The 19,559-nt window shown below is 52.8% G+C and carries 14 protein-coding genes; 7 read left to right on the top strand and 7 right to left on the bottom strand.

Annotated elements, in window-relative coordinates:
* Positions 1 to 52 precede the first annotated feature (52 nt).
* A complete protein-coding gene (locus ACYVI1_RS09835; protein ID WP_460909368.1) occupies positions 53 to 790 on the top strand; it encodes a hypothetical protein in 738 nt (245 codons plus the stop codon).
* 90 nt (positions 791 to 880) lie between these two features.
* On the opposite strand, the gene ACYVI1_RS09830 is transcribed toward ACYVI1_RS09835, so the two are convergent.
* From ACYVI1_RS09830 to ACYVI1_RS09815, 4 genes are all read right to left on the bottom strand, one after another.
* Positions 881 to 1,612, bottom strand: coding sequence for an endonuclease III domain-containing protein (locus ACYVI1_RS09830; protein ID WP_460909366.1), 732 nt, complete (start codon positions 1,610 to 1,612; stop codon positions 881 to 883).
* A gap of 19 nt (positions 1,613 to 1,631) precedes the next feature.
* Positions 1,632 to 3,287: an alpha-glucan family phosphorylase gene (glgP, locus tag ACYVI1_RS09825; protein WP_460909364.1), complete on the bottom strand. Its 1,656-nt coding sequence runs from the start codon at positions 3,285 to 3,287 to the stop codon at positions 1,632 to 1,634.
* A 168-nt stretch (positions 3,288 to 3,455) separates the two neighbouring features.
* Entirely contained in the window at positions 3,456 to 3,848 is a 393-nt protein-coding gene (locus ACYVI1_RS09820; protein WP_460909362.1) for a LytR/AlgR family response regulator transcription factor, read from the bottom strand.
* A gap of 237 nt (positions 3,849 to 4,085) precedes the next feature.
* Positions 4,086 to 8,078, bottom strand: a complete 3,993-nt coding sequence (locus tag ACYVI1_RS09815; protein WP_460909495.1) for a hybrid sensor histidine kinase/response regulator transcription factor — start codon at positions 8,076 to 8,078, stop codon at positions 4,086 to 4,088.
* Between the two features lie 157 nt (positions 8,079 to 8,235).
* Here ACYVI1_RS09815 and ACYVI1_RS09810 point away from each other — a divergent pair, with 157 nt between their 5' ends.
* From ACYVI1_RS09810 to ACYVI1_RS09790, 5 genes are all read left to right on the top strand, one after another.
* Positions 8,236 to 8,685: an SRPBCC family protein gene (locus ACYVI1_RS09810; RefSeq protein WP_460909360.1), complete on the top strand. Its 450-nt coding sequence runs from the start codon at positions 8,236 to 8,238 to the stop codon at positions 8,683 to 8,685.
* Positions 8,686 to 8,901: 216 nt separating this feature from the next.
* The gene (locus tag ACYVI1_RS09805; RefSeq protein ID WP_460909358.1) at positions 8,902 to 10,149 is read left to right on the top strand and encodes a dicarboxylate/amino acid:cation symporter; all 1,248 of its coding nucleotides are present in this window, start codon (positions 8,902 to 8,904) and stop codon (positions 10,147 to 10,149) included.
* A gap of 103 nt (positions 10,150 to 10,252) precedes the next feature.
* A complete protein-coding gene (locus tag ACYVI1_RS09800) occupies positions 10,253 to 10,672 on the top strand; it encodes an RDD family protein (protein WP_460909356.1) in 420 nt (139 codons plus the stop codon).
* A 295-nt stretch (positions 10,673 to 10,967) separates the two neighbouring features.
* Positions 10,968 to 11,879 carry an ABC transporter ATP-binding protein gene (locus tag ACYVI1_RS09795; protein ID WP_460909354.1) on the top strand — a complete coding sequence of 304 codons (912 nt, stop codon included), beginning with the start codon at positions 10,968 to 10,970 and terminating at the stop codon, positions 11,877 to 11,879.
* Between the two features lie 83 nt (positions 11,880 to 11,962).
* The gene (locus ACYVI1_RS09790) at positions 11,963 to 13,285 is read left to right on the top strand and encodes an ABC transporter permease (RefSeq protein WP_460909352.1); all 1,323 of its coding nucleotides are present in this window, start codon (positions 11,963 to 11,965) and stop codon (positions 13,283 to 13,285) included.
* A gap of 1 nt (position 13,286) precedes the next feature.
* On the opposite strand, the gene ACYVI1_RS09785 is transcribed toward ACYVI1_RS09790, so the two are convergent.
* The 3 genes from ACYVI1_RS09785 to ACYVI1_RS09775 form a co-directional block, all read right to left on the bottom strand.
* Positions 13,287 to 16,256, bottom strand: a complete 2,970-nt coding sequence (locus tag ACYVI1_RS09785) for a TolB family protein (protein WP_460909350.1) — start codon at positions 16,254 to 16,256, stop codon at positions 13,287 to 13,289.
* Positions 16,257 to 16,261: 5 nt separating this feature from the next.
* Positions 16,262 to 16,582: a hypothetical protein gene (locus ACYVI1_RS09780; protein ID WP_460909348.1), complete on the bottom strand. Its 321-nt coding sequence runs from the start codon at positions 16,580 to 16,582 to the stop codon at positions 16,262 to 16,264.
* A gap of 136 nt (positions 16,583 to 16,718) precedes the next feature.
* Entirely contained in the window at positions 16,719 to 18,149 is a 1,431-nt protein-coding gene (locus ACYVI1_RS09775) for an aldehyde dehydrogenase family protein (protein ID WP_460909345.1), read from the bottom strand.
* A gap of 166 nt (positions 18,150 to 18,315) precedes the next feature.
* Between ACYVI1_RS09775 and ACYVI1_RS09770 the strand changes: the two genes are divergently transcribed.
* Positions 18,316 to 19,494: a helix-turn-helix domain-containing protein gene (locus ACYVI1_RS09770; protein ID WP_460909343.1), complete on the top strand. Its 1,179-nt coding sequence runs from the start codon at positions 18,316 to 18,318 to the stop codon at positions 19,492 to 19,494.
* The last annotated feature ends 65 nt before the right edge of the window (positions 19,495 to 19,559 follow it).

Below are 19,559 nucleotides of genomic sequence, written 5' to 3'. Positions count from 1 at the left end.
CCGGCGACCCGGCTGAAACTTCAGTCAAACCCATTTAAACGACAAGCCTGCCATGTTTGGATTAGACCCTTTTAACCCCACGGTGGCCGTCACCGAAATACTGCTCTTGCTGGCCCTTGCCGCCTTTGTTGGCTGGTTGTTGGGCCGGTTGGTGCTGGCTGGCCGCATCAGTGCGCTCCGTTCATCAGTTGCCGATAAAGAGGCCGAACTGGAAGAATGCCGTCGGTCAAAAGCAGGTGGCCGTGCTGCCGTTAGTGGGGCGCCAACCCGCCCGGAGCCTCGTTTGCAGGAACCCCCGGCCTTTGTTCATGCCGACCCCTTGCTGCCCCTGTTAACGAACGACGATACACCGGACTTGATCGATGCGGATGTGGCCGTACCAACAGTCAGTTCAGCGCTCGACGTGCCCACCGTAGCGGTGCCACCCGTAACTCCACCAATGCCTTATGTGCCGCCCGGATCGGCTGGATCGGGCAAGACGGATAATTCGGAAGCGGCTGTACTGAGCCGAATTGCAGCTCGTGCCAGCGAAGTTAACTTCGACCGAATTGGCCGGGCAATAGCTTCTGAAGCCGATGATCTGAAAGATATTGTGGGGGTGGGGCCTTTTCTGGAGCGTAAACTACATAGTTTGGGTATTTATACCTTTCGTCAGGTTGCCAACTTCACGAAAGAGGACATTGATAAAGTGAACGAACTGATCGAGTTCTTTCCCGGTCGCATCGAACGCGACAACTGGGTCGATCAGGCGAAAGACTTCCATACCCGCAAGCACGGTAGAAAGACTTAACGGTGCTTACTAACAACTTCATAGTCAGCCCTGGTTCATCAACATGAACCAGGGCTGACTATTTCTGGATAATTCCGTATTGACGTTAATTTAAGAATCTGTCGATTTCGTCTTTCTCCGGGGTGTGCTGCTTAGTAATGCCGTTCCACCCGATTGGTAAAAGTCGCACATATCCCGCAGAACACAGTTGGTGCATTTGGGATAATACCAGGTGCAGACCCGTTGGCCATGCCAGTAAAAATGTTTGTGAAAGTTGAACAGCAACAGAGCATCTTGTGGCAGATAAGCCAGCAGAATCGAATGCGCCTTTTCGGCGCTCACTTTCGGGCCAATAAGCCCCAGGCGTTGCGTAACGCGATGCACATGCGTATCGATGGGCAATACGGGCTTATGAAACGTGAAAAGTAACAGGAGCGTCGCTGTTTTTAAACCGATGCCCGGCAGCGTAGTTAGCCAGTTCATGGCTGCTTCGGTGGATAAATCACCCAGAAAATCAATGTTAGCGCTACCCGTTTCCCGGAAAAGGTGCGTCAGCAGATTTTGAATATACGGTGCTTTTACGTCGGGGTAGTTCGCCGTTTGGATGGCGTCGATCAGAGCGGAGAGGGGTGCATCGCGCACCTGCTCCCAGGTCGGAAACCGTTCCCGCAGGGTGCGGTAGGCCGTAACTTCATTCGCGTGGGTGGTGCGGTGCGATAAAATGGTGCCGATGAGTTCATGCATGGGGTCGGCATACCCCTGAATCGCCTGAATGCCATAGGCCGCATTCAGGCGCTCATGGGCGTCGAACGTTTTGGCAGCTAAACTAACGTTGGGTTGCATCTGAAACAGGCTGGACCTCTTAATACACGTGCTCGTAGTACTCACGAGCCATCCGGTTGGCCTCAAAATAGGCATTCACATCATTCATGCTGCGAAGAACGAGGGCCTGCCAGTCGGCGGGCCGGTCATAATACATGGGCAGAATCTCGTTCTCGATCAGGTCGAACAATCGGTCGCGGTCCTGCTCGTCGCGGGCGTGGTAGGGCAGAAGTGGGTCAGCCGTGGGCACTAAGAAACTGTTGTTGCCGGGTTTGGCAAACTCTGGAATCCAGCCATCGTTGGTTGAGATATTCACCGACCCGTTCATGGCGGCTGTCATGCCACTGGTGCCGGAGGCCTCGCGGTTTACGATGGGCGTATTGAGCCAACCGTCGGAGCCGTCTTTGAGGAGTTTGGACAGCCCCAACTCATGCCCCGTCAGCACGGCCATGTTCGGAAACAGATGGCTCATGTAATAGAGCCGGTTAAACACCTCGACGGCCCCGTAGTCCATTGGGTAGGGTTTACCTGCCCAGATAATCTGTATGGGATACCTGGTCTGGTTGAGCAGTCGGGTAAACCGCTCCATGTCCTGCGTGAGCAAATCGGGCCGTTTGTAGGTCGCAAACCGACGCGCCCACACCAGCGTCAGTACATTCGGGTCGAAGAGTTTACCAACCTGGTCGGCCACGACCCGAAACAGGGGTTTTTTTAGGCTGATTTTACGGGCCGCAATGGCCTGCGTATCACCCGCCAGCCGGGCCGTTTCGATGTCGGGGTCGGTCCAGTAACGGCTGTTTTGGGCGTTGGTAACGTGCGTAATGGGGCAAATGCCGTCAAAACGACCCCACATTTGCCGGGCTACTTCGCCATGTAATTTAGACACGCCGTTGGCCTGCCGGCTCAGCCGCAGGGCAACCAGCGAATGGTTAAATACATTGTCCTGAATGCCACCCAGTTCCCGAACCTTCGCCAGTGGCATTCCGCCGAAAAAGCCCAGTTCGTTCAGCAGGTTTATATCATGTTTTTCGTTGCCCGCTTCTTCGGGGGTGTGGGTCGTGAACACCAGCCGCCGGCGTACTTCATCGGCAGAACCCAGCTTCTGATATAGATAAAAAGCGGCCGATAAGGCGTGGGCTTCGTTGAGGTGATACACGTCTGGCGAGTAGTCGAGGGCGTCGATGAGTTTAGCGCCCCCAATTCCGAGTACCATACACTGGATAACCTTCATGCGGGCATCGTTGTCGTAGAGCCGGTAGGAAATGGACCGGGCTGCATCGTCGTTTCCGTCGATATCGGTAGTCAGAAAAAACAGGGGAACCGTTTGGAATGTCGTAGGCGGTAAGAAATAAGCCCGAACTCCAACAGCCTGATTACCAATGTCGATGGTGAAGGTAATGCCCGTATCCTGCAAAAACGAGTAGATCTTTTCCCGAAACTGCACGTCCATGGCATTGTCGGATTTTCGCATCTGATCATAATACCCATACTTCCACAGCATACTGATGCCAATGAGATTCTGGTTTAGTTCAAACGCACTTCGCATGTGCGAACCGGCCAGAAACCCCAACCCGCCGGAGTAGGTTTTGAGGGCCTGGTCGACGGCAATTTCCATGGAGAAATAAGCGACTGACTTCGTATAACGACTGTCAATTTGGTAAGGAGGGCGAAACGCCGAAGGCAACTGTGATAGCATATAGGGAAAGGTAAGAAAAGCAAAGTAACGGTAATAACCCGCAAAAACAGGCATGGGTTTTCGCAGCGGGTGAGGGAAGACGCAAAAAAGCCTTACACCCAACCCGCCGGTATCATGCTGGACCGGCGGGTTGGGTGTAAGGCTGCTGGATAAGAAGCGGAAAAACGATTAGTTCAAATAGGCTACTTTATTGTTGGTCAACTGCCGCCGAACCATACTCCACCGCCGACGCGAAACGGGTAATACGTCGCCAGTGGTTAAATGAACCAGCCCACCCGTATCGGTGCGTTCCAGACGCTCCACAAATTGCCGGTTAACAACACAATTGCGGTGGAGCCGGATGAATAACTCGGTGGGCAACTGAGGAGAATAATATTTAAGGGTACGGGGCATCAGCATCCGGCGACCATCCACCCAGTTCAGCCAGCTATAATTGGCAACAGCCTGCAAATACACTAAATCATCGACCGAAAAAAGCTGTCGGCCAGTTTCGCGAAGGTAAAGTTTGAGGGGCGGCCATTCTGCCGGTTTTGTGCGAACGGAGAAAGAGAGAAACGTCATGGGCTAACAGATATAAATCGCTTCAGAAGTGGACGAAGTATGAGTATGTATTGATACTGCAATACTAAGTCCAACGAATACCCATCTCTTGCTCTTTCGTAACAAGGGCTATAAAATTTGTAACATCACCAGGAGAAGTCATATGATAAATGTCGTTATGTCTCCAAAAACATAATCGAGTATGTTTTTGGAAGGTGTAATTAGCCTTTAACGACAAGGAATAAACGATTTGTCGCCTTAGGCGACTTCGTGGCGATTTTGGTCGACGTATTCGGACGGTGTCAGGTGGAATTGATCTTTGAAGACTTTGGAGAAATAGGCTGGTGTGTCGAACCCAACCCGGTCGGCAACTTCCGAAACCGACACTCCGGTTAGCAGTAGTTCGGCCGCTCGCTTCAGCCGAACCACCCGAATCAATTCGTTTGGGGTCAGGCTGGTCATGGCTTTCACTTTGCGGTTGAGGTGCATACGGCTCATGCCCATGGCGGTGGCTAACGGTTCGACTCCGAAGCTGGAGTCGTCCAACCGGTTTTCCAGAATGGCATAAACCCGGTTCATAAATTCGTCGCCGGGATTCTGGCTGGCCATGGGCAGGTTGCCTTCCCGCAGGAGCCGGGTTCGATAAAACTGTTGAATCCGTTGCTGGTGCTCCAGTCGATTCCGAACCCGCCCCCGGAGTTCATCAACCTGAAACGGCTTGGCTAAATAATCGTCGGCTCCTGCGGTTAGCCCCTCAAGGCGGCTCTCCACGGAGGCTTTAGCGGTCAGGAGCAAAATCGGGATGTGGCTGGTAATGGGGTTGCTCTTTAGTTGCCGGCAGAGTTCATAGCCGTCTACCTGAGGCATCAGCACATCGCTGATAATCATATCGGGTCCGTCGGCAACGGCCGCGTCGATACCTGCCTGACCATTGCCAACCCGTTTCACCCGCCATTCCGTATTCAGCGTCGTGATAATGTAGTCGGCCAGTTCGTCGTTGTCTTCAACCAACAGCAATTGATGCACCTTTTCGGCAGATGTATCGGCGCTGGCAGGCTCAGGCGCGGTGAATGATAGGGGAAACGAATTGCTGGTGTTCGTGGAAGCGACAAGGTCGGCACGAGCCTGCCGACAGGGGAGTTCGACGGTGAAGGTTGTTCCGTAGACGGGCAGGCTTTCTACGGAGATAGTGCCCTGCATCATCTCAACTAATTCTTTAACTAAAGCAAGCCCAATACCTGACCCGGTCACGGCCTGCTCGGGCGACGGGTCGGCCTGGTAGAAACGGTCGAACAGGTGCGGTAGCTGGTGGGCAGAAACGAATGCTCCGGTGTTATGGACGCTCAACCGGAGCAGGTCGGTGTTTGCCGGGTTGGTTAATTCCGGGTCCAGCGGAGCCGTGATCACAGAAACCGTTATGGACCCGCCCTCCGCTGTAAATTTCAGTGCATTAGATAACAAATTGCTCAGTATTTTTTCGATCTTATCCGGGTCGAACCAGTAAAAAGGCTGGGCGAACTCAGGCGTAAAATGCAGTTGAATCTGTTTGCGCTGGGCCTCTTCGGAAAAAACCAGGACGGTTCGTCGGATAAACTCCTGCAAATCGGCGGGTGTTGGGGTAATGGTGAGGTTTCCGGCGTCGAGTTTAGCCAGGTCGAGCAACTCATTAATGAGCCGCAGAAGCCGGTTGGCATTTCGGTGAATCAGGGAGAGCCGCCCGTGGTAGGGCGAATCGGTTGAGTCGTTTAATACTTGTTCTAACGGTGTTAGAATTAAGGTTAACGGCGTACGGAACTCATGCGTGATGTTGGCAAAAAAGCGTGACTTTACCTCATCAAGCTGCTTTAGCTGAATGGATTCCTGTTCGCGTAGTCGACTCTGGCTTTTCTGCTGAATGCGTCGTATTCGGACCCGCAGAAATAAAACGATAGCTCCCAGCAGCAGAAAAATGTAGGCCGAGTAGGCCCACCAGGTTGCCCAGAGGGGTGGCTCAATACGAAGCTGTAGCTGGTGCAAGTGCGGACTCCAGATGCCCGACGTATTGGACGCGTTGACCACAAAGGTATAGGTGCCGGGCGTGAGATTGGTGTAGGTAGCGCTGGCCTGATTGCCACTATAGACCCAATCCTTATCTAAGCCGATGAGTTTATACCGGTACTGATTTTTGTGACTCTGGTTGAATTCAAGGGCCGCAAAATCAATGGAGAGAAAATTTTGGCGGTGGTCCAGCGTGATCGCACTGGTTTGGTTAATGTCCTGCTGAAGGGGTGAATCGGGCGTATTGACCGTAACCAGTTGGTTGTTCAGGCGCAGGGCGGTTAGCGCCACCACTGGTTTTACGGAGTCTTCACTGACCCGGCGCGGGTCGAACACCGTGTACCCGCCGATACCACCAAAAATGAGCCGCCCATCGGGTAAGGTTATGTCATGAAATTGCCTGAATTCGTCGCTCGGCAGCCCATCGTCCGACATGTAGTTCCTGACTTCGTAGGTGCGGGTATCGAAGCGGCAAAGCCCCCGATTTGTACTCAGCCAAAGATGGCCATTCGCATCGGTACGGATGGCGTAAATGACGTTATTGGACAGCCCCTGCCCAACCGTGAACCGCTGAATCCGCCCCGTCATTTTATCGAGTCGGCACAGCCCTTCGCCAAGGGTGCCAATCCACAGAAAATTATACTGGAGCGGGTCCTGTGCCAGGCATAAGAGTGCGTCGCCCGGCAGCGAATGGGTGCCCATACTGCCACCATGCCAGTGAATCAGTCGCTTCGCCGACAGGTCGGCCCGAAGCAGGCCATGATTCTCCGTAGCCATATACACGCGGCCCCCATCGATCACCATGGCTGTAATGACATACGGATGGTTGGGGGGCAACGGCAACGGAAACGCCGTGAACGTTTCCTGATCGGGATTGTGACGCACAACGGCCTGATTTGCAGGGCCGAGTAACCCCCAAAGTTCTCCCTCCGCCCCGGTCGACAGGGCCGTCAACCGGAACATACCGTTGGGTAACCAGCGGGCCTCTATGCCGGTTGGTCGCACCGGGACAAACGTTTTCCGGAAACTGTCGTAGCGGTAGGGATCGGTTAGCGGGCTGCTGAGCCAGAGGTTTTTACGCCGGTCGAACTGGTAGCGAATATCCCGCGACGGTTGCTGGCGGATAAGGGCGGGGATGGCTTCCAGCGGCACGTTAGCCTGTTGGGTGAGCCAGTCAGTCTGAAAATTATTGACGTAGGGCCAGGTTTGAAAGGGTCGTTTAGTCAGGTCATATTTGATCACGCCATCCCCATTCAGACCAATCCAGAGAACGTTCGTTCGGTCAACGAGTAGCGAAAGGGCCGAAAAACGGGCAAATTTAGGGTCAGGCGGTATTAATACGAAGCCGGTCTGATCGGTATACGGACTTTGATTCACGTAGTCGACGCCCCGGCTGTCTCTGGCAAACAGCGGAACGGTGATCCGATTGCCCGCTACGGGAACCACCTGCCGAACGCGCCCGCCATCGGGATCGAGAATGGCAAAATGCCCTGGAAATCCCAGCATTAGTTCGCCATTGGCCCGTTCATGCAGCCGATAGACATCGTTGCCCGGCAGGCCCTGAGCCACGGTAAAAAGCGTAAACTGCCCCGAGGCAACGTTGTAGCGAAACAGACCCGTTCGGGTAGCCAGCCACAGTTGGTTGTAGCGGTCAAGCAGCATGGTGTGGATGAACTGCTGAGCCGAATCGCCCTGGGGCGCCCAATGGCGCTGCGAGATCGACCCGTTTGCATTCAGCCGAAAAAAGCCGTTCGTTTGTGTGGCCACCCAGACATTCCCGGAGCGGTCGGGCTGCATACCCACCAGTTGGTCCCGGCCCAGCACATGCTGAAACGCGGGTGAGTTAGACATTCGGTTTGACTGCTCGGTTACCGGGTCGAACCGATCAATTTTATTGTTTTCCGTCCGAATCCAGAGTTGCCCTTTATTATTGTTTTTTATTTCATAGATGCTGCTGAACGACAGTGAGTTGGCTTTTTGAGGGTCGTGTGTGTAGATGCGGAATCGGATACCGTCGTACCGGCAGAGGCCATCGCGGGTGGCCAACCAGATAAACCCCTGCTTATCCTGAATCAGGGAGTTAACCAGGCCCTGCGGCAGGCCATTTCGCACGGTAATGTACTCGGGTTCGGGCATCCCGGCGTGTGTGCGGGATGCACCACTTAGTAAGCCAATAACCAGCCAGCAAACCGCCCAGCAATGAAACCGATACATAAATAGGGTAGGTAGTTGCACAACACGAGCCAGTATGAATCGGCAATGCAAAGACAAAGTATCCCTTTTAGTTGTTACAATCAACTTTAGAGGAGTATTATTTTGTAAAAGGTAAAGTTTACGTTTACTACTATACGCTACAATTTGTTCACCTGTCATGCGTCTTGTCCTTAAAACCTCAGTTGACCAATCATTGCCTACCGTTTGGGCTGGATTTAATCGCACCCTGTTCGAGCAACTTGCCCCACCTTTCCCGCCCGTGAAGGTGGTTCGCTTTGATGGCTGCCTCCCGGGTGACGTCGTGCATCTGCGGTTAAATTTTTTCCTGTTTCGTCAGGATTGGATTAGCCTCATCGTTGATCAGCAGACCACCGACGACGCCATTTATTTTATTGATCAGGGAACGCGCCTGCCGTTTTTTCTGACCCGCTGGCACCATCGGCACCACCTTCAGCGCGTGCCTGCTGGCACTACCGGCGGACAAACCATCATCACGGATGATATTACGTTCAAAACACCGTTTGGCCTGACAGATTATCTTCTGTATCCCTTTCTCTGGTTACAATTTGCGTGCCGGAAGCCCATATACCGACGACTATTTGCTTAGTTTCTTATCTACTGGTTTTGTTTACTTAGTCCACTGACTAAGTCGCATAATACGGTGTAAATTTCAAAAAAAGCAAGAAAATAGCTTATACGGTCGGTATTCCCTTAAATAGTGATAGTCTGCATTGTCATAAACCTACAAGGGGTATAAACGCGCTTTTGGAACTGTCTGGATTCCGTTACATTTGCCTGATACGGTTTTTACTAATTTCACTGCATGAAACTACCGAACCTGACAACACGTATCTTTTTGGGCATGGTGCTCGGAATTGCGATTGGTTATTTTTTTCCAGACACTGGCTCCGGCTTTTCGGGCACCGACCTGAATATTCTGTCGAAGATTTTTCTGCGGCTTATTAAAATGATTATCGGGCCGCTGGTCTTCGCCACCCTCGTGGTTGGCATTGCGAAACTGGGTGATTTTGGTACGGTTGGCCGGGTTGGCCTGAAAACATTAGCCTACTTTTATTTTGCCACCATCCTCTCCTTAGTGGTGGGTTTATTAGTGGTCAATATTATGCGGCCGGGCGAGGTCATGAATATCCCCCAACTACCTGCCAAAGGCACGGATGTGGGTGTACAGGTGCAGAAAATGTCGTTCAATACGTTTATTGAGCACATCGTCCCGACCAGTTTTATCGACGCGTTAGCCACGAACGAAATTCTCCAGATTGTGGTCTTCAGCATCTTTTTCGGGATAGCCGTTGGGGCCGTTGGGGCGCAGGGGAAAATCATGATAAAGGCCCTTGACGCGCTCTCGCACATCATGTTCAAAATTACCAGCTATGTAATGTCTTTTGCGCCCTTTGGTGTGCTGGGTGCCATTGCGGCTATTGTTGCCCAGCAGGGGCTGGGTATTCTGGGCGGCTATGTCTACCTGATTTTGTGTTTCTTCGGCGGGCTGCTGTTCTTTATTTTTGTGGTGCTGGCAGTCATTTGTTTAGTTGTTCGCATTCCGTACTTCGCCCTGATGCGGGAAATTCGCTCGGCGGTTATTCTATCCTTCAGCACGGCCAGTTCGGAGGCTTCGTTCCCGCAAACCATCGAAGCTCTCCGCCGATTTGGCTGCTCCGAACGCATTATTTCATTCGTACTACCGCTGGGCTACTCCTTCAACCTCGACGGGTCGATGCTCTACATGACCTTTGCCACGGCTTTTATCGCCCAGGCGTATCATGTTCCCCTGAGCATCGAACAGCAAATTACGATGATGCTCACGCTGATGATTACCTCCAAAGGGATTGCGGGCGTACCGCGAGCGTCTTTGGTAGTTATTGCCGGTACGATGTCGCTGTTTAACCTGCCCATCGAAGGGCTGGCCCTGCTGCTGGGCATCGATCAGGTGCTCGATATGGGCCGCTCAGCCACGAGCGTGGTCGGCAATGCCGTGGCCACCTGTGTGATCTCGAAATGGGAAGGTGAGTTCAGGACGCAGCCTGTTGAGAGTGAAGAGATTACCGTTTAATAAATCATTTGCCCTTTATACGGGATTCTATAAAGAAATCCGCCTGATTTCGTAGGTTCGGGGAGAATAATCATTCCTTTATTTCACCTAAACCCCTACGCTTGTGCAACCCACTTACACCTCCATCAGTACCCACGTTAAGGCTACGCCTGTCCAACGGTTCATTGCCGCTTTTATTGACGGCATCATTGGTAACATACCTTTTTGGTTGCTGATTATGGTATCGCCCAGAATGGCCATGATAGGGTATATAATTACGATTGCTTACCTGCTTACGAAGGATGCACTACCGGCTACGGGTGGTTTTCTGGGGGGGCAAAGTATCGGTAAAAAACTAATGGGTATTAAAGCCATTAAGGAAGAAACAGGGGGCAGCCTTCTGGGCGATTACGGAACCGCCATTACCCGGCAGGTGTCATTGTTAATTCCTCTGTTTAACATTGTCGATGCCCTAATGGTATTTAGCGATGACCGGAAACGGTTTGGCGATAAATGGGCCAAAACCATCGTCGTGAAAGCCTGACTTTAAAAAAACCCTAAACCGACCCGACGGGTCCTGCTTTTCAACCCTGGAGGGGTTGTATGATTATAGTTAAAACGTAATCAAAATGGGTTAGAACCTATTTTCCTGCCTTTCATTACTCCTCTCATCCTGATGGGTCGGTTTAAGGGTTTTGGCCACAATCCAGCCGGGTTGTGGCTTTTTTATGACCGCCCATATAGCCGTTTGGCAGTTTATCCGTAAATTGATTGCCCTTGCATGGCTAAAATGCGTAGTTTGGGCCTGCCAATGCCAGCGAATGGCTAACCTGAACTGAATGAATATTCTTGAAACGCATCACATCGTTAAACAGTATGCCCAACACCGGGCCTTGGACGACGTAAGTTTAGTCGTGCCGGAAGGTAGTATTTTTGGCTTGCTTGGCCCCAACGGCGCGGGTAAAACCTCTCTCATCCGGATTATTAACCAGATTACAGCCCCCGACTCGGGCGAGGTCATCCTGGCGGGCGAACGGCTCAAACCCGACCACATCAGGCGTATCGGTTACCTGCCCGAAGAACGGGGGCTGTATAAAAAAATGAAAGTGGGCGAACAACTCCTCTACTTAGCCCAACTCAAGGGCTTGACCGAGAAGCAGGCCATGGAAAAGCTGAAAATCTGGTTTGAGAAGTTCGACATCAAAACATGGTGGACCAAACAGGTGGAAGACCTCTCTAAAGGCATGCAGCAGAAGGTGCAGTTCGTCGCAACGGTGATGCACGACCCCGACCTGATTATTCTCGATGAGCCGTTTTCCGGCTTCGACCCCATCAACGCCAACCTCATCAAAGACGAGATTCTGGAATTGCGCGATGCGGGCAAAACGATCATTTTCTCGACCCACCGCATGGAGTCCGTTGAGGAACTCTGCGATTACATTGCCCTCATCAACCAGTCGCATAAGGTGCTCGACGGGTCGAAGCGGGCCATTAAAGAGCAGTTCAAAACGCATACCTACCACGTTGACTATCAGGGTGCGCTTGATACGATGCCTGCCGCCTTTACTGTCCTGAATACGCGCGAAACCGACGACGGATTCCTGCGGGCCGATATTAAAATTCCGCCCGATGCGGCTGTTAATGACCTCATTCGTTACCTGCTCGACCGTGTGGCCGTCCGTTCCTTCGGCGAGAACATTCCCAGTATGAACGACATCTTCATCAAAACTGTCGGCGAATCCAATGAGTGAATGAGCGAGTGAGTGAATTAGCGAATACCATCCGGCATAGCTATTCACTCATTCACTCATTCACTCATTCACTCATTGAAACTATGAACAAAATCCTACTCATTATCAAGCGCGAGTACTTAGTCCGGGTTCGCAAACGGTCGTTCATCATCATGACGATTCTGGGGCCGCTGCTCATTTTTGGCTTTTATGCCATCATTGGCTGGGCGGCTGTGAGCTCCATCAATCAGAAAAAAATTGCCATTATCGACGAGAGCGGGCAGTTTACCAATAAGTTCAGGAACGACGACGAAACGGTATTTTCTTACCCGACACAGTCACTGGCCAACGCCAAAAAAACGTTTGTGAAACAGGGCTATAATGCGCTGGTTTTCATTCCGAAAGACGTTATCGAGCAGCCGAAAACGGTCCGGATTTTTGCCGAAAAGAGTGTCAGTTTATCCCTCCAAAGCACCATCGAACGAGCCATTTCGAAAGAAATTGAAACCATTAAGCTCAAGGAAGCCGGTATAACCCAGAAAATTATTCAGGATGCGAAAGTCAATGTCGACGCCCAGACAATCAGCCTGAGCGACGATGGTGAAAAAAACAACAGCGGCATTGCCACCACTATCATCAGCGGGTTTTGCGCCATGCTGATCTACATTTCGGTGCTGATTTACGGTACGCAGGTGATGCGGGGCGTCATGGAAGAAAAAACCAACCGCATCGTAGAAGTGATTATCTCGTCGGTGAAGCCGTTTCAATTGATGCTGGGCAAAATTATCGGGGTGGCGCTGGTGGGTCTGACCCAGTTTATGCTCTGGATTGTGCTGACGGCGGGCCTGATAACGCTTGGGTCCAGCATTATGGGCCGACCGCAGGCGTCTGTATCGACGCTGAGCGCACGGGCCAACGGAATGCCCGGTCAGCAGGAGGTACAGCGTAAAATGGAATCGGCCAATAATCCCGTCGCCGAGGTGATGAAGGCCATTCAAACGCTCAACATTCCCCTCATCGTCGTTTGTTTTCTCTTCTATTTCTTAGGCGGGTACTTGCTCTACAGCGCCTTGTTTGGTGCTGTTGGCGCGGCTGTCGACAACGAGACCGAGACGCAGCAGTTCATGTTTCCAATTATGATGCCCATTATTGCCGCCATTGCCTTCGCGCAAATTGCCGTTCGCGACCCCGACGGCCCACTGGCATTCTGGACATCCATGATCCCGTTTACATCGCCCGTGGTGATGATGGTTCGCATTCCGTTTGGCGTACCGGCCTGGGAAATCGCCCTGTCGATGCTGCTGCTGGTGCTGGGCTTTGTGGGCACAACCTGGTTAGCCGCCCGAATCTACCGCGTTGGTATTCTGATGTACGGCAAAAAAGTCTCCTTCCGCGAATTATCGAAGTGGGTGTTTTATAAAGGGTAAACTAAAACCCTATATCAATCACTAACGGCTGCACGACCCATTCGCCGGTTGTGCGGTTATAGATGGTGCGAATGCCAGCTTCCAGGGAATTCCGCTGCCGAAGGGCATTGAATACAACCGATACATCGACGCCGGTTGTCTGGAACGTGCGGGAGCGGGTTTCGTAGCCACGCAACTGCCCGGTCCCATCCCGAACGTCTACGCGACTTTGTCCCTGAGCCAAATCATAAAATCCGCCTGCTTTGATGCGCTGCACGTACAGCCATCGCCCCATCGACCAATGCATGTCGGCTACCGGCAGCCGGTATTCGGCACTGCCCGTGCTGATGTTATCATCACTGACGTACAATTGCCCACGCGGATAAAACACAACCGGACTAAACCGATAGGTTCCCTGCGCCTGCTGCTGATAGCCCGCCCGTAGTCGTATGGCGTGGTGTTTGGCGAAACCCGGCAGGAACAAGTTTCCCTGAACGCCCCACTGTTCGCCGGTTAGTTTCCCGCCAAAGGGTGTGTTCCGGTAGGTCGCCGAGAGGGCCTGTCCCCAGCGGGGAGCTACATCGCGTTTGCTTTGCCGGAGTTGACGGGCATAGCTGAACCCGTAGGTCATGGCGTTAAGTGACCCCGACGAACCCACTTCGGTGATGTACCGCACGGGCAAATCGTACCCGGTTACGTGCTGGTAATTGTAATACGCCGACAAACTCAGGCTCTGAATGTACTTGGATTGAGTCAGTTGCAGCGGTAACCGGAAACCGGCAGTCAACTGGTTATACTGCCAGCGATCCGTGCGTAGGCTATCGAACGGGGTAACTTTGTCGATGTAGAGCGCCGTTTTGCGGGTGCCGCGCTGAAAACTTACGTCAATGATCGGGTAAAGTCCCTGATAACTCAGCAGCGCGTAGGCATTGCCAACCTGCTCGGCCTGGTTGTAGGTGTAACCAACGCCAACCTGCATTGTGCTCAGCAAATCCTGCGAACTGATTCCTACCGACAGTGCCTGACCCGTGCTGCCAATGGTTGGCCCCCAGCTATACACATTCAGCGCGTTGGCTAACCGCCGAAACCGGGTAGGAGCATAGGGCGTGATGGCCAGCGAATCATTCCGCAGAATCTGCCGACCCTGAGCCGCGCCCGGTTCCCGCTGAATCAGTGACCCATTCAGTCCGGCCCCAAAATAATACACGCCCTGATCGCGGACAGGTTTGGTAACGGGTTTCCAGTCGGCAGGATCAAGTGGCATATCGGCAATACGGAAGCCCGTGGCCGAAAAATCCTCGAAGGCCAGCCGCGCGCCCGATGGCGACACAGCCGCGTGATAGGCCGCTAAGGGCCGCGACGTAACCTGAACGACCTGCTTCGAGCGAACATCAACGGCATACACATTATCAATGCCTGAGCGCGGAGAGTTATAAAGCACGTAATTACCCCAAGCCTGCGGGTGGCTGATATTCTCGTTCGCGCGGGGCAGCAAATCAAAACCTGTAGCTGACTCGGTATCAAGTTGTTGAATGGTTTTCAGGCCATCTTTGAGTACGACCGCTACGAGGGTTCGGTTGTCGGCCTGCCAGCGTGGATGCTGATAAAACTCGTTGTTCAGGTTCGGTAACTGGCGTAGCAACTTACCCGTCTGTGCGTCGAGCACGAGCAACCGGGTTTTGTAGCGGTCGGTATTCTCCACAACAACCAATTTCGTGTTGTCGGGCGAGAGTGCCACCGTCGTGTAGCGGGCGCGGTGAGTCAGCCGGGTGAGTTTTCCGGTTTTGAGATCGAGCAGCCGAATGTTCGAGTAGATGCGCTGCCCCCAGCGCGGGTCGTAGCCAAACTCAATCCAGCAGGCTTTCGTCGGCGTTGCCGATAACAGGCCCGGATCGTTCGGAAAACCCTGTACGTGCAGGGTTCGCTCACGCCCGTTTTTCGACAGAACAACCAGCCGGGGCGTATCGCCGAGTCCACTTTTTACACACAACACCGTCGAATCGGTCAGGAATTGCGGATGCTGGTAGTTGGTAAAGACCGGCCCGTTCCGCCGTTGCAGTTCCGGGTTTGTTTGCTGCTTCTCGACCGTAACGGCAAATCCGGTTGCGGGCGTGATAGCCAGACCTTCCTGTTGTTTTTGCCAGGTTTCGGTCAGGTCGTCCATCGTTTGTCGATAGAGGTCTTCCGTCCGCAACTTCGTTTCGTCTTTAATGCTGGCCGAAAACGCAAACGGCCACGGAAACCGGCGGTAGTTTCGGTTCAGGATGCGGCTCCATACCTCCGGGCTGTGGGTACGTTTCAGGTAGGTCGTCAGGAAATAACCCAGCACATAATGATTCGGCACGTTGTCTCGAAATGAGCCGCAAACGGCTTTGGGGTAGTCAAATTGGTTTCCGGCCAGCAGGTTTGCCCGCATGCCCAGGTCGAAGTTGGGCATGCGTCCGCGACCAGCGCTGCTCAGGAGTGTTTCGGTACTAACGGCATCGCCCTCGGCAAACCAGTCGGGCACCGTCAGGAGCGGCAGACTCAGGCCCGTGTTGCCGAGCAGGGTATACAGCACCCGCCCGTAGCCTTGCAGGGCCTTGTCATACTGCACAACATGCCGGTATTCATGCACGGCCAGCAGATCGAGCCAGTCGAAGGTGCCGCCTAAACTGGGGTCCTGTGGCATCACCGCAAAAAACTCCGACCGGCGCGGATACAGCGTCACAAAGCCATTGCTGTTGGTGGTCTGGTTCTGGAGCAGCACCGAAATGGGCCGGGGCCGTTTCTCCAGCGACGCACTGACGGGTTCATACAGGCTTTCGAGTCGGTTGGCTGTTCGTTGAGCCGTGGAGTCGAATCCAGCCGGATAAAGCACCCGAAAATGGGGCGTTACGAGCCGATACCAGCGCAGGCTGGCCGGGTTTTGGTTGAGAACGGGCAGGGTTTGGGCCGTGGCCGCGTGTGCAACAAGCAGCAGAAGAGCCAAAGAAAAACATCGTTGAAACATCAGTATCAATAAACCCAATTATCAGGAGATAAATTGTGATAATACTCCCAATCTTCTCCATGAAGTGGTCTTTTCCAATCCAGTCTAATTTCATCTATTACTTCACTCATATATCGTAATAGTTTTTTCTTAGATGTGAAGGGCGTAGTATTGATAATCCTAACATCAACGTCAGCTTGTTCATGATTGTAATACCAATCCTGTTGAATCAATTCTATAAACCTATCCTTGTCGAAATCGTCACATTCAACCCATTTTATATCATCGAAGACTTCTGAACCCATATTCAAGCTAAACTTTACTTCAAATATTATTGCAAAAAACATAGCCTTGTTGTTAACTGATTAGCAAAACATTTACAGTACATTCATAAGAAACTTATAATTTCATGCTTGATGATCTGCCTGGCAGTAATAGGCATGGAAGGTTCTAATTTTTAGAATTGGCCAGTCCCCAGCCAGTTCACAAATACTTCACCAGAAAATCCACCAGCTTCTTCACCTTGTCTGTATACGGCGGATAAACGAATTTCATGGTGCCGAAGTCGCGCTGCATTACGCCCCGCTGGTTGGAAAATTCCTGGAAACTGAAAAACCCATTCGACTTACCTAAGCCGCTGTTGTTGACGCCACCAAAGGGCAGTTCAACATTGCCAAACTGGAGCATCGTATCGTTCACCACCGTGTCGCCCGCCGAGGTCCGATCCATAATATACTGCGTGTTGGTTCGGTTGCGGCTGTGAATGTAGAGAGCGAGAGGTTTTTCGCGGCTGTTCACGATTTGGAGGGCCTCGTCGAGGGTTGAATAGGTCAGCACGGGCAGCACCGGCCCAAAAATTTCTTCCTGCATCACCCGCATCTCATCGGTAACGTTTTCGAGAAGAGTCGGTGCCATAAAATTCTGGTCGGCGTTCATCTGCCCGCCAACGGTAACGGTTGCGCCCTTCTGCACGGCGTCGTCGATCAACGCTTTAAGTCGCGCAAAATGGCTGCTGTTCACAATTCGGGCGTAGCTGTCGGAAGCCTCAACGGGCTTGCCGTCGGGGCTATACATGCCCGTCAGCCGCTGGGTCATGGCCTGCATGAACGGCTGTTTAATCGACTCATGCACCAGCAGATAATCGGGCGCAATGCAGGTTTGGCCGTTGTTCAGGCATTTGCCCCAGGCCAACTGACCGGCGGCCTGGTTAACATCGGCCGACGCATCGACAATGGCGGGCGACTTACCACCGAGTTCGAGCGTAACCGAGGCCAAATGGCTGGCGGCAGCGGCCATCACGATTCGGCCAACGGCAGGACTTCCGGTAAAGAAAATATGGTTGAATGGTAGCTCCAGCAGCGCACGCGACACGTCGGCATCGCCCTCAAAAACGGCTACCTCTTCGATTGGGAACAGGTCGGTAATCATTCGGCTGATCAACCCCGCCGTGTGGGGCGTCATCTCCGACGGTTTCAGGATGGCCACATTGCCAGCGGCAATAGCCGATACCAATGGGCGAATCGTGAGCACAAACGGGTAGTTCCAGGGCGCAATGATGAGCACGTTGCCTTTGGGTTCGTGGCGGAGGTAGCTTTTGGTGCCCACCATCGACAGTGGTGTGGGCAGCGGCTGGGGCTTCATCCACCGGTTCAGATGCCGGATGGTATGCTTGATTTCGGCCATAAGCGGCATCACCTCGGCCAGCATCACTTCAACCACCGGCTTCCTGAAATCGTCGTACATCGCCCGCTGAATGTCGGTTTCGTGGCTGGTAACCCAGGTTTGAATGCGCCGGATGCGCTCGATCCGCTGGCTGGCGGAGGTCAGCGCCATCGGGAGGGCGTGCTGGCGCTGCGCGTTGAAAACCGTTTGCAGCGCATCCCGGAAATCCGTTTTTTGGGGAAGAGTGGTCATCTTGACGTTTTTTAGTCAAAGTCTCATTTTGTTCAATGTTCAATGTTCCAGGACACCGAACCTGAAACATTGAACATTTTTATGCTAAAAATACAAAAAAGCGGGGGATATGGATTTAAATCACGAATCGTATAACTTAGCTGAAACTTTAGCAAACCCGAACCGGATGACACTCGTTAGTGACAACATCCGCTACCTACGCAAACTGAACGGTTTAACGCAGGAGCAATTCTCACGAAAAATAAATATAAAGCGTTCATTATTAGGCGCTTATGAAGAAGGTCGGGCCAATCCAAATGGACAGAATATGCAGGCCATTGCCAAAGCGTTCAATACAACTGTCGAACTGCTGACGCGGCAGGACCTCCGCAAACTTCGCGAAACACCAAACCTGAGCATTCCGCTTGGGCAAGCCGGCAGACCGGCAGAGTCACGCCCGCCAACGATTCGTACCGATGGCAAAATCGACCCCGACGAAGACGACCCCTTTCAGCACCCCGACTTCCCGGATATTTTTGCTCAGCCAACACCTCCTGCCCCCGAACCACAGCCGTTGTCGTCGGTACTGAATAAGTATTACAAAACCCAGGACGACGCTCCCCGGCCGGTTCCGCCGGTCATTACATCGCCGGTTGTGCCGGGTCAGCCCAGGCCCGCAGCCGAGCGTCTGCAACCAACTGCCTATCAATCGGGACCGGCCAAACCGGCTGGCCGTTTGCCTGCCGACGAACTGTTTAGTCTGCAGCCCGAGTTTTCGTCGGGTATGTCCTCATCGCCCGCCCGACAGGCCGACACGCTGACGTTCAACAATATATACGAAGGCACGGGCAATGCTGCCCGCCCCAATCTGGCCACTCAATCCGTTGCCCAAACCATTCCGGTAGTTATGCAGCGTCAGTTTGCCGAATATGGGCAACGCAGCCAACAGGCTGATTTTCTGCATCGGCTCCCGGCTATGCACCTCCCTACGCTACCCGAAGGGCATTACCGTGCCTTCGAAGCGGGCGATGATTTTACGTTTCCGGGGGCACTGCTCATCGGAAAATTCATTAAAAACTGGTTCGATATTGCCGATGGCAAACTCTATGTGCTGCTCGTTCACCAGCAATCCGCTGGGTCGGGCATTTATTGCCGCCGGGTGTACAATCAGGTGAAAGTGAAAGGAACGCTGCTCACTACGGCTGACCGCGCCGATGTTCCGAATCGCGAGGTAGCCCTGAAAGACGTACTGGAAGTATGGGAAGTCTGCGCCTTTGTTAGTCAGAAACTGCCTCCACCGGCCCCCAACACAGACCGGCTGCGGCAGTTGGTCGATGAACTTCGCTTTGAAGTCGAGCGGCTGTAGAGGGCAACGTATTGCGCTGATGAAAAAAGTAAACTTTTACTTAAACAAGGAGTTAAGAGGGAAAC

The sequence above is a fragment of the Spirosoma areae genome (assembly GCF_054781775.1).
Note: the sequence above shows the minus strand (reverse complement) of the source record. Positions and strands in the feature narration are given on the sequence as shown.